Below are 14472 nucleotides of genomic sequence, written 5' to 3'. Positions count from 1 at the left end.
AATGAAGAAGCCTACACACAAAATCTACCGCACAACCAATTGGCCCGCATATAACCGAGCACTCATGAGTCGCGGAAATATTGCCATTTGGTTTGATCCTGCTACGCAATGGTATGCGCCATCAAAAGGCAAACAAGGGCGAAATCAAACCTACTCCGACGCAGCCATCCAATGCTGCTTAATGATTAAATCCTTATTCCGTCTGTCTTTACGTATGGTCACTGGCTTTGTGCAAAGTCTGATTAAACTTTGCGGATTAAATTGGATAGCTCCAGATTACACCACGCTTTGTAGAAGACAAAAGCATATTGATATTGTAATCAGCTACCAAAAAAGTAGCGATGGGCTGCATCTACTCATGGACTCTACAGGCATGAAGTTTCTAGGTGAGGGCGAATGGAAACGCAAGAAACATGGACCTGAATATCGTCGCCAATGGCGTAAACTTCATATTGGTATAGATGCTAAAACCCTGCAAATACGAGCAGTTCAGCTTACAACCAATAATGTCAGTGATTCACAGGTGCTTGGTGATTTACTTAATCAGATTCCACAAGATGAGCGGATTGACTCTGTTTATACCGATGGAGCTTATGACACCAAGCAATGCCGTCAGGTCATTGCAGATCGGCAAGGGCATGCGGTGATTCCACCTAGAAAAAATGCGAAACCATGGAAAGATACAAAGAGTAGCTCGCTAGAGCGAAATGAATTACTTCGAACAATTAAACGTTTAGGCAGGACACTATGGAAAAAATGGTCAGGCTATCATCGTCGAAGTTTGGTTGAAACTAAGATGCATTGCATCAAATTATTAGGAGATAAACTCAGCGCAAGGAGTTTTGATAGCCAAGTGAATGAAATCCATGCACGTGTAGCAGTCCTTAACAGATTTACGGAATTAGGTCGACCACTTACCCAAGTTACGCCTTAAATTTGGCTCAATTAGGGGCGCTTTGCATTTCAAATCTTTGTGCAACAAAGCCGTTTGACAACACGGATCCTGTTACAGGTTCAACCAGTCAGATTACCATTGACCGACGTGGTAGCGCACCAACGGTCGATGACATAGCAAGGTTTGGCAACGATACGGGTATCAATAGCCGTAGTAGCTGGACTGCGAGCAATAGTGATGCAGTGGTGACAGCATTTGCTTCAAGTAATAATCGTCTGGTTTTGAAGGATACGGTTGCGAATAATGATGTTGCAGCTGTCTATACTGGACCAACCATCACTGTTGATGCAACTAAAGCAGGTAACTCGTTTATCTCTTTCCAATATACTAATCAGAATTGGGTGGCTGGTGACAGTTTTACCTGGAACTTGCAAAAACTGATCAATGGTGTATGGCAAACTGTTGAGGTAGGTTCGAATGTGGCAGGAAAAGACAATGCTGGTACTTTGATCATGCAAACAGGCATTATCCGTAGTACAGGTGACTATCGTTTTGTCTTTGAAGTTGAAGATAAAAATGGTGCAGCAAACTATGAAGCTCGTGTTGATAATATCCAGTGGAATACCAGTGCAGGTGGTGACACCATCATAGCTCAGGGTGGTAATCCAGACATTGTGATGACCCAAGAACAGTTGCAATATACACTGAAAGTAGGTGGTCTATCTGCAATGCCGTATGTTGTCGGTGATGATGTTCTCTACGGTGGTAAAGGTAATGATGTCATGTTTGGTGATACCATCAATACCGATTGGCTTGAGTGGGCGACTGGTCCAGCTCGTAACCATAATGCTGCAAATTCACCAGATGCAGATGGTTCAGGTATGGAAGCATTAAAAGAGTATTTAAGTCGCAGTCCATCTGATTATACCTTGGTGAACGCAGGTTTAGGTGTGCAAGCTATTGATTTGTATAACTACATCAAAGCGGAATCGAATACGACAACGGGCATCAGTCGTTTTAATGCCACAGCAGATACACGCGGTGGAAATGACGTGCTAGATGGCGGTATGGGTAATGACATTTTGTATGGTCAAGGTGGTGCAGATATTCTGATTGGCGGTGCTGGAAACGATATTCTGTTTGGTGGTACAGGCGCAGATACCTTTGTTTGGGGTAAATCGCTAAATACGACGACAGGTAATCTCGTAACCAATGGTACCAATGATGCTGATGGCTCTACAGACATTATCAAAGACTTTAACCTTGCTCAAGGCGACAAAGTTGACGCTAAAGCTTTGCTTGATGCACTTGGCTGGGATGGCAATATGGGAACTTTGAGCCAATTTGTGACCGTAACTGGCAGCACAATCGATATTCATAACGCCGCGGACACGATAAGTGTCAACATTGTGGTAGAAGGCCAAACATTCACTGCCTTAAATGACATGATCACTAAAACGAACTTCCAAACAACATAAACGTCAAGAGAGGGTGAAATCAATTTCACCCTCTATTTGCTTTTTCAAATATAGATGACAGCATTGGACAAATACAACATGATTCTAAACGAGGGTAAACCTCTGAAAAAACTAGCATTAACTAAAATCGCAATGCTGATTGCAGCAACTGCAGCGATGAATGTTTCAGCAGCAGACTTAACATCTGTCACTAAAACCGCCATTGAAAATAATCCTGAAGTACAAACTCAATGGTTTAGCTTCCTTGAAGCAACAGCAAATCAAAAACAAGCACGTGCTGGATACTTACCGTCCTTAGATTTGAATGCAGCGTACGGCAAAGGTAACCGTGAATTCGATGGCGATCGTGGTTGGTTCAATCAAGGTCAGGCAGAAATTGCATTAACGCAAGTTTTGTTCGATGGTTTTCGCATTAAGAGCAAAGTTGAACAAGGCGATTATGCTGCATTAAAGCGCTATTATGATTTAAATGCTGGTGTCGAACAAAAAGCTTTTGAAGCAACGCAAGCGTATTTAGATGTGCAACGTTATCGCGAATTGGTACGTTTGGCAGAAGGAAATTTTGCAAATCATCAACGTGTGTATAATCAAGTCTTACAACGTACTAATCAGGGTGTAGGTAATAAAGCCGATTTGTCTCAAATTACTGGTCGTTTATCGCTTGCACAAACCAACTTGATGACTGAACAAGCCAATTTGAATGATGTATCTGCACGTTTTGCACGAATTGTGGGTGTTGAGCCAAGTAATAATCTTTCGCCAGTAAGTGTGAATGTGGCACTTCCGAACAGTGCACAAGAAGTGATTGCTTCTGCTTATAACAATAACAACAGCCTAAAAGCTGCGTTAAGTGAAATGCAATATGCACGTGCAAGTGCGCAAGAATTCAAAGCCAATATGTACCCGAAACTGTCGTTTGTGGCGCGTACTGGTTTATATCAAAACCGTAATAGTTTTGATGAGCGTAGCAATCCTGATAACGATAAATATGGGCAAGATAGTGCAGTTGAATTAAGACTCAACTACAATCTATTTAATGGTTTTGCAGACAGAGCAGCCATGAATGCTGCCAATGCACGTGTTTCATTATCCGATGATTTAAAAAACAAAGCATGTGTCGATATTCGCCAAACTTCTACCGTGGCTTATAACAACGTGAATAACTATAGCAGTCAGTTGCAATGGTTACAGCGTCATCGTGATGAATCTGCTTCAGTTGTAAAAGCTTATAATGATCAGTTTGATATTGGCCGTCGTACATTACTTGACGTTCTTGACTCAGAAAACGAAGCATTTCAAGCCAATCGTGCTTATGTCACTACGCAATACGACTTGAAAGTTGCACAATTCCAAACACTGTATAGCACTGGTCAATTGTTGCCTGCACTCGGTATTCAACGTGATAATTTACCTGCTGTATCAGACGTGAGTCAGCGTGAAATTAATGCTGCGAATATGTGTTCTGCAACTGTTCAAGCACAAGTCGCTGAATAATGAAAGTATGAAATGAAAAATAGGGTGCAACGTGTGCCCTATTTTTACTTGTAAATATACATTTTATATAAGAGAAGTTCTTGTTATTGAACAATTGGAAGCAATACATTAATTAGACCTCTTTCATAACCACCTATAGTTCCCCCTTAAAAAGGGGGATGAGGAATATATTCCGCAAGTGGGGTTTAAAAACTTATGAGAGAGGTCTATTAATAGCAAGTTTTAGTTCAAAAAATCAAAATGCATTTTGACCCATGGTGAATAAGTGACAACACAAATATTTGACCCTTTAGCATTATGCCTCATTCGGGTGGCTAAAGATTATGAGGTAAGTATTACCCAAGAAGGGCTACTTTCTGGCTTGCCTTTGCCCAATGGCTTGCTCATTCCTAACTTTGTTTCGCGTGCTGCCGATCGTGTTAGTTTGAGTAGTAATATGGTGCAGCAAGGTTTAACGCAGTTAAATCATTTTGTGTTTCCTGCAATTTTATTGTTAAAAAATAATACTGCCTGTGTGTTGTATCGAATTGATCATGAGCAGCAACTAGCAACCGTTTATTTTCCTGAATCAGCCGATACAGTGAAGCAAATACCTATTGCAGAATTGCAAGAGCAGTATGTCGGTTCAGTGATTTATCTTCAGCAACGTCAATTTATTGTCGATAACAAATTGAAAATGGAAAAAAATCAGCAGCACTGGTTTTGGCGTGTGATTCGTGAACATCGTTCAATTTATAAAGATATTTTACTTGGCGCATTATTCGTCAATATTTTTGCGCTCTGTTCTCCATTTTTTGTGATGAACGTTTATGATCGAGTTGTGCCGAACCATGCCTTAGATACTTTGTGGGTATTGGTAATTGGCATCATGATTATTATTAGCGCCGATTTTGTTTTAAAGTTAGGACGGAGTTATTTTGTCGATTTAGCTGCGACACGTGCCGACAATAAATTATCTGCCTATATTATGGAAAAAGTGCTCGGTCGTCGCATGGAACAGAATAATATGTCGGTGGGTATGACGGCATCGAATATTCAATCCTATGAATCGATTCGTTCATTTACCAGTTCATTGACCGTTGTTTCCTTAGTCGATTTGCCATTTTTTGTGTTGTTCCTTGCGGTCATTTCTATTATTTCATGGGTATTTGTGATTCCGCTGCTCATTGCAGCATTAATTATTTTATTGTACGCATTGTCAGTGCATGTCAATTTGAAAAAATTATCTGACGCAATGGCAGAAGCTTCGCAACAACGTCAAGCCTTGTTGATTGAAACTTTAAATAATCAAGAAACCATTAAGAGTTTTAATGCCAACGGACGTATGCAAAATTTGTGGGAAAAAGCGACACGTTTTACCGTGCATTATTCTGCCAAGTTACGTTTTGTCGGTGGCACGGTAGGGAATTTTGCTTCATGGGTTCAACAAACAGTTGGCGTCGTCATTATCATTATTGGGGTTTACTTAATCGTTGAAGGTAAGTTAACGCAAGGTGCACTCATTGCATGTTATATGATTTCGACACGTGCGTTAGCACCGATTGCACAGGTTGCGGGCTTACTTACTCAATATTATCAAGCGTCAAGCGCATTAAATTTATTGAACCAAACAGTTGAAGCTGAACAAGAACGAGAAAATCTGAAAGGTTGGGTCAGCCATACAAATCTAGTGGGTAATATTGAATTTAAAAATGTCAGTTTGCGCTATCCGAATGAGTCACGTTCGGCTTTGGAAGATATTACGCTTTCCATTCGTGCAGGTGAAAAAGTCGCAATATTGGGTAAAGTCGGTTCTGGTAAAAGTTCGATTGAGAAAATATTGCTGTCGCTTTATCGCCCAACTGAAGGCGCGGTGTTTATTGATCAAACCAATATTGCACAGATTGATCCTGCTGAATTACGTAACCAAATTGGCTATATTCCACAAGATATTGATTTATTGAATGGTACGGTGTTGTCGAATATTGTGTTGGGCAATCCGCATGTGAGCCGAACCGTACTAGAACAAAGTTTGGTGATTTCAGGTTTAGGACAAATTCTTAAAGCACATGAAGATGGTTTGTCTTTGCAAGTGGGTGAGCGAGGGCACAAGTTGTCGGGCGGGCAACGTCAAGCAATCGCAGTCGCACGTGCAATTGCTCAAAATGCGAAAATTTTGATTTTTGATGAGCCGACCAGTGCGATGGACACACCATTGGAAAATCATGTGATTCATCATTTAAAACAATACATGACAGCCCAACACACATTGATCTTGGTCACGCATAAACCTGCTTTATTGGCTTTGGTCGATCGAATTATCATTCTTGAAGATGGCAAGATCATTGCAAATGGCGAGAAAGAAACGGTCTTGAAAGCGATGTTTCCTCAACAAGAAAAAGCTGCAGGAGTAACGTCGTGAGCGAAGAACAAAACAAAACCAATCGCGAGAAATTATTTCAAGGCGTAGGCAAAAGTATCGAAAACTCTGAAAAGGTGATGAATCCTTTTTTAGGGCGTTTGCGTTTGTTTAAACAATATCAACCTGCCGATGCAAATGATTGGCAGAGTCAGGTCAAAGAAGTCACGCAATCACAAAAACCGCTCAAGACTCGAATGACGCTTTATATCATTGCAGTGACTTTTGTCGGTCTGTTACTTTGGGCAGGTTTTGCCAAAGTCGATGAAATTACCCGCGGTGAAGGAAAAGTGATTCCATCTCAACAAATGCAAGTGATTCAATCGGTTGATGGTGGCGTGGTTGAAAAGGTCTATGTACAAGAAGGCGAGCACGTCAAAAAAGGCGATTTATTAATCCGTATTGACCCAACACGCTTTACTTCAAATTTGAATGAAATCAATGCCAAAATTTTTGCCCTGCAAACCAAAACTAGACGTTTAAGAGCGCAGGTGAGTGGTTCTAGCTATACGTCAGGTAGCGTGCCAGAAGGGGTTTCACCTGATGCAGCGGCAATGATTATGGCGCAAGAAAGCCAGTATTATGCTGAAAGTCTGCGTGAACTAAGTCAAAGAACCACGACCAATCAAGGGGCAGTTTCAACTCGACAACAAGAATCTCAGCGTGCGCAAGCTGCACTCGGACAAGCTGAAAGGGCGTATCAAATTGCTGTTCGTGAGTTGAATACTACTCGTCCTTTATTGAATACGGGTGCCGTGTCTGAAATGGATATTTTACGTTTAGAACGTGATGTGTCTAATGCAGATGGTGAACGTAAGCAAGCGGCGGCGAATCTTCGCGGATCACAATCCTCGATTGGAGAAGCACGGTCACGGACTTCGGAAGCTGCGGTCAGTTTAAAAAATCAATGGCGCAATGAATTAGCAGAAGCGCAAGCGCAGTTGGTGAGTTTAAAAGAAAGTATTTCAGGTGTTGCAGATCGGGTTAAAACCACAGATATTCGTTCACCTGCAAATGGCATTGTGCAAAAGATTTTCTTTAACACCATCGGTGGGGTGGTGAAACCGAGTGATCAGGTCGCGGAAATCGTACCGCTGGATGGTCAGTTGATTGTCGAGGCAAAAGTGTCACCGAAAGATATTGCATTTGTACGTCCAGACTTACCTGCGGTAATTAAATTTACCGCCTATGATTTTTCGATTTATGGCGGAATGGATGCGAAGGTGAAACACATTAGCCCAGACACATTTACCGATGAGAAAGGCAATATGTTTTATATTGTCCGTGCAGTGACTGATAAACCAACGTTTGGTAAAGGATTATCCGTGATTCCCGGCATGACCGTTCAATTGGATATTATGACAGGGAAGAAAACTATTCTTTCTTATCTGCTTAAACCAATTCTTAAAGTAAGCGTCCGCTGAACACACCTTATGAATTCGTCCTATAAGCCTTAATTTAGTCCTCACTTAAAAACAAGTGGGAACTTAAATTTATGACTACAAATAACCAGACATCCATCGCATCTCTTACGATAAAACGAAGAACATATAGTGCTGAATTTAAACAGCAGATCGTTCAGGCGTGTAAAGCATCGGAGGTTTCAATTGCTTCGGTCGCTTTGCAACATGGATTGAATACAAATCTTGTATCCAAATGGATTCGCTTAATTGATGCTAAGCCAGGGAATGATCGCTCACTACTACCGAATAAACCTGCATTTATTGCCTTATCTTGCTCTGCACCATTAGATCCTATTTCTACTGGCATGTTAACGGTTCAAATTACTTTACCCCACTCAAAAGCAGAAATTGGCTTGAAATGGCAAGTATCAGAAATGTCTGCTTTAGCAAAATTACTCAAGGCACTTACAACATGATCCGTATCGATGAAATCTGGTTGTCTACTCAGCCCATGGACATGCGTGCAGGTATGGATACGGCCATGGCTCAGGTGGTGAGAGCCTTTGGCTACATCAAACCGCATTGTGCTTACCTGTTCTGTAATAAACGTGGCCATCGCATGAAAGTGCTGGTACATGATGGACTGGGCATCTGGATGTGTGCCCGGCGGTTGGAACAGGGAAAATTTCACTGGGCAAAAGTTCACCAGGGTGAAAGCGTAGCCCTCAGCCCAGAACAGTTACAGGCACTGATCCAGGGTTTGCCTTGGCAGCGCATTGGACGACAGCAGGTGGTGACGATGCTCTAAACTAGCTTGGTCCATTCTGCTATTCTCCAAACGTTCTATTTCCTCTGCGTCATGACCTCAGGCATACTGCGGTCATGAATACGCTGCCTGATTTAAGCCAACTGACCCATGAACAACTGCTGGAATTTACCCGGCAGTTGGCAATGCAGCATCAGTCTTTGGCACAATCAAATCAAGAATTAGAAAAATCAAACCAGCAATTGGATGCCAAAGTTCAACATCTTTCCATTCTCACGCAAAAATACGAGCATGAGCTCGCACTATTTAAACAGCACAAATTTGGCAGTAAAAACGAACATCTCACCGCAAAACAAATCCATCTGTGGGATGAAGCGGTCGAAGAAGATATTGCCGCTGTTGATCTGGAACTGGAACGGCTGAATGCAGATAAAACTGATGCAGCGACACACAAAGCCACAGTCAACAAACCTAAACGTCGACTGCTGCCCGATCATCTACACACCATCCGTATCGAGCATGAACCAACATCAACCCAATGTGCTTGTGGCTGCACCTTGCGTCGTATCGGCGAAGATATCAGTGAAAAACTACATTTCAGACCGGCACAGTTCTATAAGGAACAGCATGTGCGTGGCAAATGGGTCTGTGATCAGTGTGACACACTGACTCAGCAAGCGATGCCCGCCTATGTGATTGATAAAGGCATTGCCAGTCCTGAACTGCTTAGCCATGTGTTGGTCTCGAAATACGCAGATCATTTACCGCTGTACCGTCAACGTCTGATCTATCAGCGGGCGGGAATCGAGCTTTCTAGATCAACTTTATCTGACTGGATAGGTCGCTGCGGTGTAGAACTGGAACCTCTGGCCAATGCTTTAAAAGAGGTGGTGCTGCAACAGTGGGTGATCCATGCCGATGAAACGCCGGTCACCATCATGCGGATGAGTGATGATGAGAAAAAACCGAAGAAAGGTTATGTCTGGGCCTATGCAACAACCCAATATAATCCAATTCAAGCCGTGATTTATGACTTTCAGGATAGTCGTTCAGGCCAGCATGCTGAAGCGTTCCTGAAAGACTGGCAGGGCCATCTGGTCTGTGATGATTACAGTGGTTATAAAGCACGCTTTAAATCAGGCCAAGTCATTGAGGTGGGCTGCATGGCGCATGCTCGTCGTAAATTCCATGAACTGCATGTGACCAAGAAAAGTCAGGTCGCTGAACAGGCCTTAGTGCTGATTCAGAAACTGTATGCCATAGAAGCAGAACTCAGGAGAAAGACCGATGGTACAGCAGAACAGCGCCGCGAATACCGACAACAGCATAGTCAACCGGTGATGCAACAACTGTATGAATGGCTCAACCAGCATCAACTGACGGTGCCATCGAGTTCTCCAACCGCCAAGGCCATCAATTACACTCTGAAGCGTTGGCCAGCTTTAAGCCGCTATCTGGATGATGGCAATCTACCGATTTGCAATAATTGGGTGGAAAACCAGGTGCGGCCTTGGGCGTTGGGACGTAAGAACTGGTTATTTGCAGGTTCGCTGCGTAGTGGTCAGCGAGCGGCAAACATCATGACTTTAATCCAGTCAGCAAAGCTGAATGGCTTGGATCCGTATGCCTATTTAAGTGATGTGCTGAAAAGATTGCCGACCCATAAAGTGACCCAAATAGAAGAATTGCTACCACACCGCTGGAAATCCAACTCAAATTAAAAAATAGACATGGGGTTCAGCGGACGCTTACTTCTTAAAGCGAAAAATAATGCCTTAACCGAACGTTAAGTCGAATAAAAACCGAAATCTCTTAAAATCCCTCTTTTGAAAAGAGGGATTTTTGATTTATAAAGTAAATTTTAAACGCGCGAAATTTACATTTTATTGAAGCAGATAAAAAATCTAAATTCATTTTTAGTTTTTTCCAGTGCCAAAATGTTGCACCCAATACGTTCGATGAGTTACATCATTTCGAACGCAGGTAATCGCATAATCTTTAAATTGGGGTTTCATTAAGTTATCGCAATGTCCGGGACTGAGCGCCAGCCAATTTTCTAAAACTTGTTTTAGGTTGCTTTGACCTGTTGCTAAATTTTCCCCACCACCACCTTTGTATCCTGTTTTTTTAATACGAGCTCTCAGATTTTCACCACTTCGACCGACATGACTTAAAATCTGACGTTGCGAAATATCCAGCGCATGTGCAGTTGAACTTGTTTGTAATTGATTATTCCATTTTAGCGAGTGGGTAGCCGAGTAAGCTATTTTTCCACATTGTTGCGGTTGATGCCGAATCACGTTAATGGCATTTAAAACGGCTTGCTGATATTGTGGATTTTGAATGTCATCACAAGAAATATTCGCAAAAGATGCTAAATTTTGTTCAGGCGAATTTTGAGTTTGTGATGGCGTAGATTGAGCCATGCTTTTATTTAAATGATTCTGCAAAGCCTGTTGCGGTTGAGGATTCGAACAGCCAGAAAGAAAACAACACAGACCACATGCAAAAAAATGATAAGCAATGTTTTTCATGGTGATCCTATTTTTAATTTTTAACTGATAAAATTATAATCCAATCGCTACATACTGAATATGAAAATTCAGGAATTAAAGCTTTGATAAAAACAATAGACCTCTTTCATAACCCCCTATAGTTCCCCTTTGAGAAGGAGGATGAGGAATATATTCCGCAAGAGGGGTTTTAAAGACTTATGAAAGAGGTCTAGTATAAACTGAATGAAAACAATCTGATGTTTCATAAGCTATTAATTTCATTTGCCGAATGAATACGCATTTCAAGCAAAATCTAACTCTTTTATTAACTAAATCGTAGTAAGATTCAAAACACTAAAAATTAACGAATTAAATTTCATTTGGAAAATTTGGTCATGAAAATTGTCGCAGATGAAAATTTAGCCTTTACTGATTATTTCTTTGCCGAGTTTGCGGAAATTCAGCACAAAGCAGGCCGCACATTAAGCCATGTTGATGTAAAAGATGCCGATGCTTTGCTTATTCGTTCGGTCACTTTGTTAGCGGCAGTGTAAAAATGACCCCCTAATGGCATTTAAAAACTGACCCCCTTGGTTAATATAGCGGTCATTTTGGACTGCTCAACATGTTAACTTTGGTGGGCTTTGTTGCACAAAGATTTAAAAGATAACACTCTGCTCATTTGAACAGAATTCAAGTGACAACTTGGGTATGAGGACGACCTAATTCTGTAAATTTGTTCAATACGGCTATGCGTGCATGAATCTCATTCACCTGACTAGAAAAACTCCTTGCTGTTAATTTATCACCTAATAGTTTGATGCAATGCATCTTGGTTTCAACTAAACTTCGACGATGATAACCAGACCATTTTTTCCAAAGCGTTCTTCCTAAACGTTTAACTGTTTTCAGTAACTCATTCCGCTCTAAAGATCTCAATTTCTGATCTTTCCATGGTTTTGCATTTTTTCTTGGCGGAATGAGCACATGTGCATCTCGATCTAGAATGACTTGTCTGCAGTGCTTCGTGTCATAAGCACCATCGGTATAGACCGAATCAATTCGTTCATCTAAGGGAATTTGAGCAAGTAAATCACCGAGTACTTGCGAATCGCTCACATTATTTGTAGTAAGCTGTACTGCACGTATTTGCAAGGTTTCAGCATCGATGCCAATATGAAGCTTACGCCATTGGCGACGATATTCAGGTCCATGTTTCTTACGTTTCCACTCACCTTCACCTAGAAACTTTAAGCCAGTTGAGTCGACGAGTAGATGTAGCCCATCACTACTTTTTTGATAGCTAATCGCAATATCAATATGTTTTTGTCTTCGACAAAGCGTACTGTAATCTGGTGCGGTCCAATTTAATCCACAAAGTTTAATCAGACTTTGAACAAAACCTGTGACCATGCGTAAAGAGAGTCTAAATAAAGATTTGATCATTAAACAGCATTGAATAGCCGTATCGGAGTAAGTTTGATTTCGACCTTGCTTGTTTTGTGGTTGTGCATACCACTGAGTGTTTGGATCAAACCAAATGGAAATGTTGCCCCGATTAATGAGAGCGCGATTATAGGAAGACCAGTTGGTTGTACGATAAGTTTTAGGAGTAGGTTTATTCATTTTGAAATTATAGGACTGAATAAACCTTATAGGCTAGGTTTGTGCAACAAAGCCGTTCAAATGGTGTAATGACGTGTTTGGCATAAAACTTTTGCTTACGGCGAAATAGGTCAGGGTAGACCATGATCACTAACGTAATAGTAGCGAAGCAGCCGATGATAAAAAAGATGATTTGACTCAGATCGAACACAATATTTTCTAGCGCAAAGAAAAAACCCACTCGCATGGAGTGGGTTTTTAGAATTTTGGCTCTCCAACCTGGGCTCGAACCAGGGACCTGCGGATTAACAGTCCGTCGCTCTACCGACTGAGCTATTGGAGAATCTGCACGCATTCTATGTGGCAAAGCTCAAAGGGTCAAGCCTTTGGCCTGATATTTTTATATAATTTGCTTTAAATGATTTAAAAATAAACGGTTTAGCTTTTATTGATGTAATTTGATTCAGTCTTTTTGGTTTTCGATGGAGAGATTTGGGAGATTAAAGCTGAGAAGGGCCTGTATGGAAAGCTGCTTTGGAGTAATTTTAGAATAGTGATTTTATTTATGGGTTAATGTCATGTTTATAGATAGAAAAAAGCCCAAGTCATAATGCTTGGGCTTTTTAAAATTTGGCTCTCCAACCTGGGCTCGAACCAGGGACCTGCGGATTAACAGTCCGTCGCTCTACCGACTGAGCTATTGGAGAATCTGAAATGCAGTATAGAGAAAATTACACATCGGTCAAGTTACAATTCTAAAAAAAGTCGAATTTTAGATTAAATGTTTTTTTTATAAACAATTTGATATGTCATAGCTGTATACCAGAAGGGTATAGGGTGTGGATCAAAACAATGAGTGATAAAAAAAGCCCAAGTCACGATGCTTGGGCTTTTTAGAATCTTGGCTCTTCCACCTGGGCTCGAACCAGGGACCTGCGGATTAACAGTCCGTCGCTCTACCGACTGAGCTATGGAAGAATAGTGGCTCTCCAACCTGGGCTCGAACCAGGGACCTGCGGATTAACAGTCCGTCGCTCTACCGACTGAGCTATTGGAGAATCTGATGCGCATTTTAGGGAGGAAAGGAAAATGGGTCAAGCAAAAAATATTGAGAAATGAATTGTTTGCTTTATAAATATGCGTTTAGGCCGCAAAAACAAAAAAACCGCTCAAAAAGAGCGGTTTTTTAAACAAGACGAATCTTATTTTTCAACGCCAGCAGCTTGGCCTGCATATTTCGCGTTTGCATAATCCCAGTTTACAAGACTTTCAAGGAAAGTTTTGATGTAAACAGGACGCGCATTACGGAAGTCGATGTAGTAAGCATGTTCCCAAACGTCAATGGTTAACACTGCAACTTTACCGTGTGCAAGTGGAGTGTCTGCATTTGAAGTTTTAAGGATAGAAAGGTTGCCATTTACTTCGTCAGCAACTAACCAAGCCCAACCTGAACCGAATTGAGTTGTAGCCGCAGCAGCAAATTCTTCAGCGAATTTTTCGTAAGAACCGAATGCTTCATCAATTTTAGCAGCTAAAGCACCTGTTGCTTTACCACCACCGTTTTTAGCCATACAGTTCCAGTAGAATGTGTGGTTCCAAACTTGTGCTGCGTTATTGAAGATACCTGCTTTAGATGCATCACCAGCAGAAGCTGTGATGATTTCTTCTAAAGTTTTGCCTTCAAGGTCAGTACCCTTGATTAGGTTGTTTAGGTTAACAACATAAGTATTGTGGTGTTTGTCGTGGTGGAATTCTAAAGTTTCTTTGCTGATGTGTGGAGCAAGATCTTCGTAGCCATATGGAAGTGCAGGTAAAGTAATGGTTGTCATGTTTCATTCCTTGCAGATTTGCTGGGTTTTACTTTAAGTGCATTTATTGTAAATGATTCTATAGACAATAGGGCAGTCTTTTAATACACAAAATATGCAAAAAATTTCG

Annotated in this window: 11 protein-coding genes, 4 tRNA genes and 1 pseudogene; 9 read left to right on the top strand and 7 right to left on the bottom strand. The window is 41.3% G+C overall.

Annotation, left to right across the window (positions count from 1 at the left end; genetic code table 11):
- Nucleotide 1: 1 nt before the first annotated feature.
- The 8 genes from HUK62_RS13100 to HUK62_RS13065 all read left to right on the top strand — a co-directional run bounded on the left by HUK62_RS13100 (nucleotide 2) and on the right by HUK62_RS13065 (nucleotide 10155).
- A complete protein-coding gene (locus tag HUK62_RS13100) occupies nucleotides 2-934 on the top strand; it encodes an IS5 family transposase (protein ID WP_081405714.1) in 933 nt (310 codons plus the stop codon).
- Nucleotides 935-936: 2 nt separating this feature from the next.
- A complete protein-coding gene (locus HUK62_RS19230) occupies nucleotides 937-2373 on the top strand; it encodes a calcium-binding protein (RefSeq protein ID WP_176538073.1) in 1437 nt (478 codons plus the stop codon).
- 78 nt (nucleotides 2374-2451) lie between these two features.
- The gene (locus HUK62_RS13090) at nucleotides 2452-3867 is read left to right on the top strand and encodes a TolC family outer membrane protein (protein ID WP_228723696.1); all 1416 of its coding nucleotides are present in this window, start codon (nucleotides 2452-2454) and stop codon (nucleotides 3865-3867) included.
- Between the two features lie 265 nt (nucleotides 3868-4132).
- Nucleotides 4133-6268 (top strand): type I secretion system permease/ATPase, encoded by a 2136-nt coding sequence (locus HUK62_RS13085; RefSeq protein WP_176538072.1) that lies wholly within the window; start codon nucleotides 4133-4135, stop codon nucleotides 6266-6268.
- The gene (locus HUK62_RS13080) at nucleotides 6265-7689 is read left to right on the top strand and encodes an HlyD family type I secretion periplasmic adaptor subunit (RefSeq protein WP_176538071.1); all 1425 of its coding nucleotides are present in this window, start codon (nucleotides 6265-6267) and stop codon (nucleotides 7687-7689) included. Before HUK62_RS13085 ends, HUK62_RS13080 begins: the two co-directional genes overlap by 4 nt.
- Nucleotides 7690-7760: 71 nt before the next feature.
- Nucleotides 7761-8144 carry a transposase gene (locus tag HUK62_RS13075; RefSeq protein WP_005100737.1) on the top strand — a complete coding sequence of 128 codons (384 nt, stop codon included), beginning with the start codon at nucleotides 7761-7763 and terminating at the stop codon, nucleotides 8142-8144.
- On the top strand, nucleotides 8141-8476 hold the full coding sequence (tnpB, locus tag HUK62_RS13070) for an IS66 family insertion sequence element accessory protein TnpB (RefSeq protein WP_176538070.1): 336 nt from the start codon (nucleotides 8141-8143) through the stop codon (nucleotides 8474-8476). The genes HUK62_RS13075 and tnpB overlap by 4 nt, the downstream gene beginning before the upstream one ends.
- 74 nt (nucleotides 8477-8550) lie before the next feature.
- Nucleotides 8551-10155 (top strand): IS66 family transposase, encoded by a 1605-nt coding sequence (locus HUK62_RS13065; RefSeq protein ID WP_176538069.1) that lies wholly within the window; start codon nucleotides 8551-8553, stop codon nucleotides 10153-10155.
- A gap of 195 nt (nucleotides 10156-10350) precedes the next feature.
- On the opposite strand, the gene HUK62_RS13060 is transcribed toward HUK62_RS13065, so the two are convergent.
- Nucleotides 10351-10968, bottom strand: coding sequence for a CAP domain-containing protein (locus HUK62_RS13060; RefSeq protein ID WP_176538068.1), 618 nt, complete (start codon nucleotides 10966-10968; stop codon nucleotides 10351-10353).
- Nucleotides 10969-11324: 356 nt separating this feature from the next.
- Here HUK62_RS13060 and HUK62_RS13055 point away from each other — a divergent pair.
- Nucleotides 11325-11477: pseudogene (locus tag HUK62_RS13055) on the top strand (erythronate-4-phosphate dehydrogenase); the annotation flags it as partial.
- 145 nt (nucleotides 11478-11622) lie between these two features.
- Here the strand turns inward: HUK62_RS13055 and HUK62_RS13050 are convergent.
- From HUK62_RS13050 to HUK62_RS13025, 6 genes are all read right to left on the bottom strand, one after another.
- Nucleotides 11623-12555, bottom strand: coding sequence for an IS5-like element ISAha2 family transposase (locus tag HUK62_RS13050; RefSeq protein ID WP_176538010.1), 933 nt, complete (start codon nucleotides 12553-12555; stop codon nucleotides 11623-11625).
- 246 nt (nucleotides 12556-12801) lie between these two features.
- Nucleotides 12802-12877, bottom strand: a tRNA-Asn gene (locus tag HUK62_RS13045).
- 288 nt (nucleotides 12878-13165) lie between these two features.
- Nucleotides 13166-13241, bottom strand: a tRNA-Asn gene (locus HUK62_RS13040).
- A gap of 195 nt (nucleotides 13242-13436) precedes the next feature.
- A tRNA-Asn gene (locus HUK62_RS13035) sits at nucleotides 13437-13512 on the bottom strand.
- Nucleotides 13513-13516: 4 nt separating this feature from the next.
- Nucleotides 13517-13592, bottom strand: a tRNA-Asn gene (locus tag HUK62_RS13030).
- 144 nt (nucleotides 13593-13736) lie between these two features.
- Nucleotides 13737-14363, bottom strand: coding sequence for a superoxide dismutase (locus HUK62_RS13025; protein WP_010327236.1), 627 nt, complete (start codon nucleotides 14361-14363; stop codon nucleotides 13737-13739).
- Nucleotides 14364-14472 lie beyond the last annotated feature (109 nt).

The sequence above is a fragment of the Acinetobacter sp. NEB 394 genome (assembly GCF_013374795.1).
GTDB classification, from domain to species: domain Bacteria; phylum Pseudomonadota; class Gammaproteobacteria; order Pseudomonadales; family Moraxellaceae; genus Acinetobacter; species Acinetobacter johnsonii.
The sequence above is the reverse complement of the archived record's forward strand: the minus strand, read 5'-3'. Positions and strand labels throughout refer to the sequence as shown.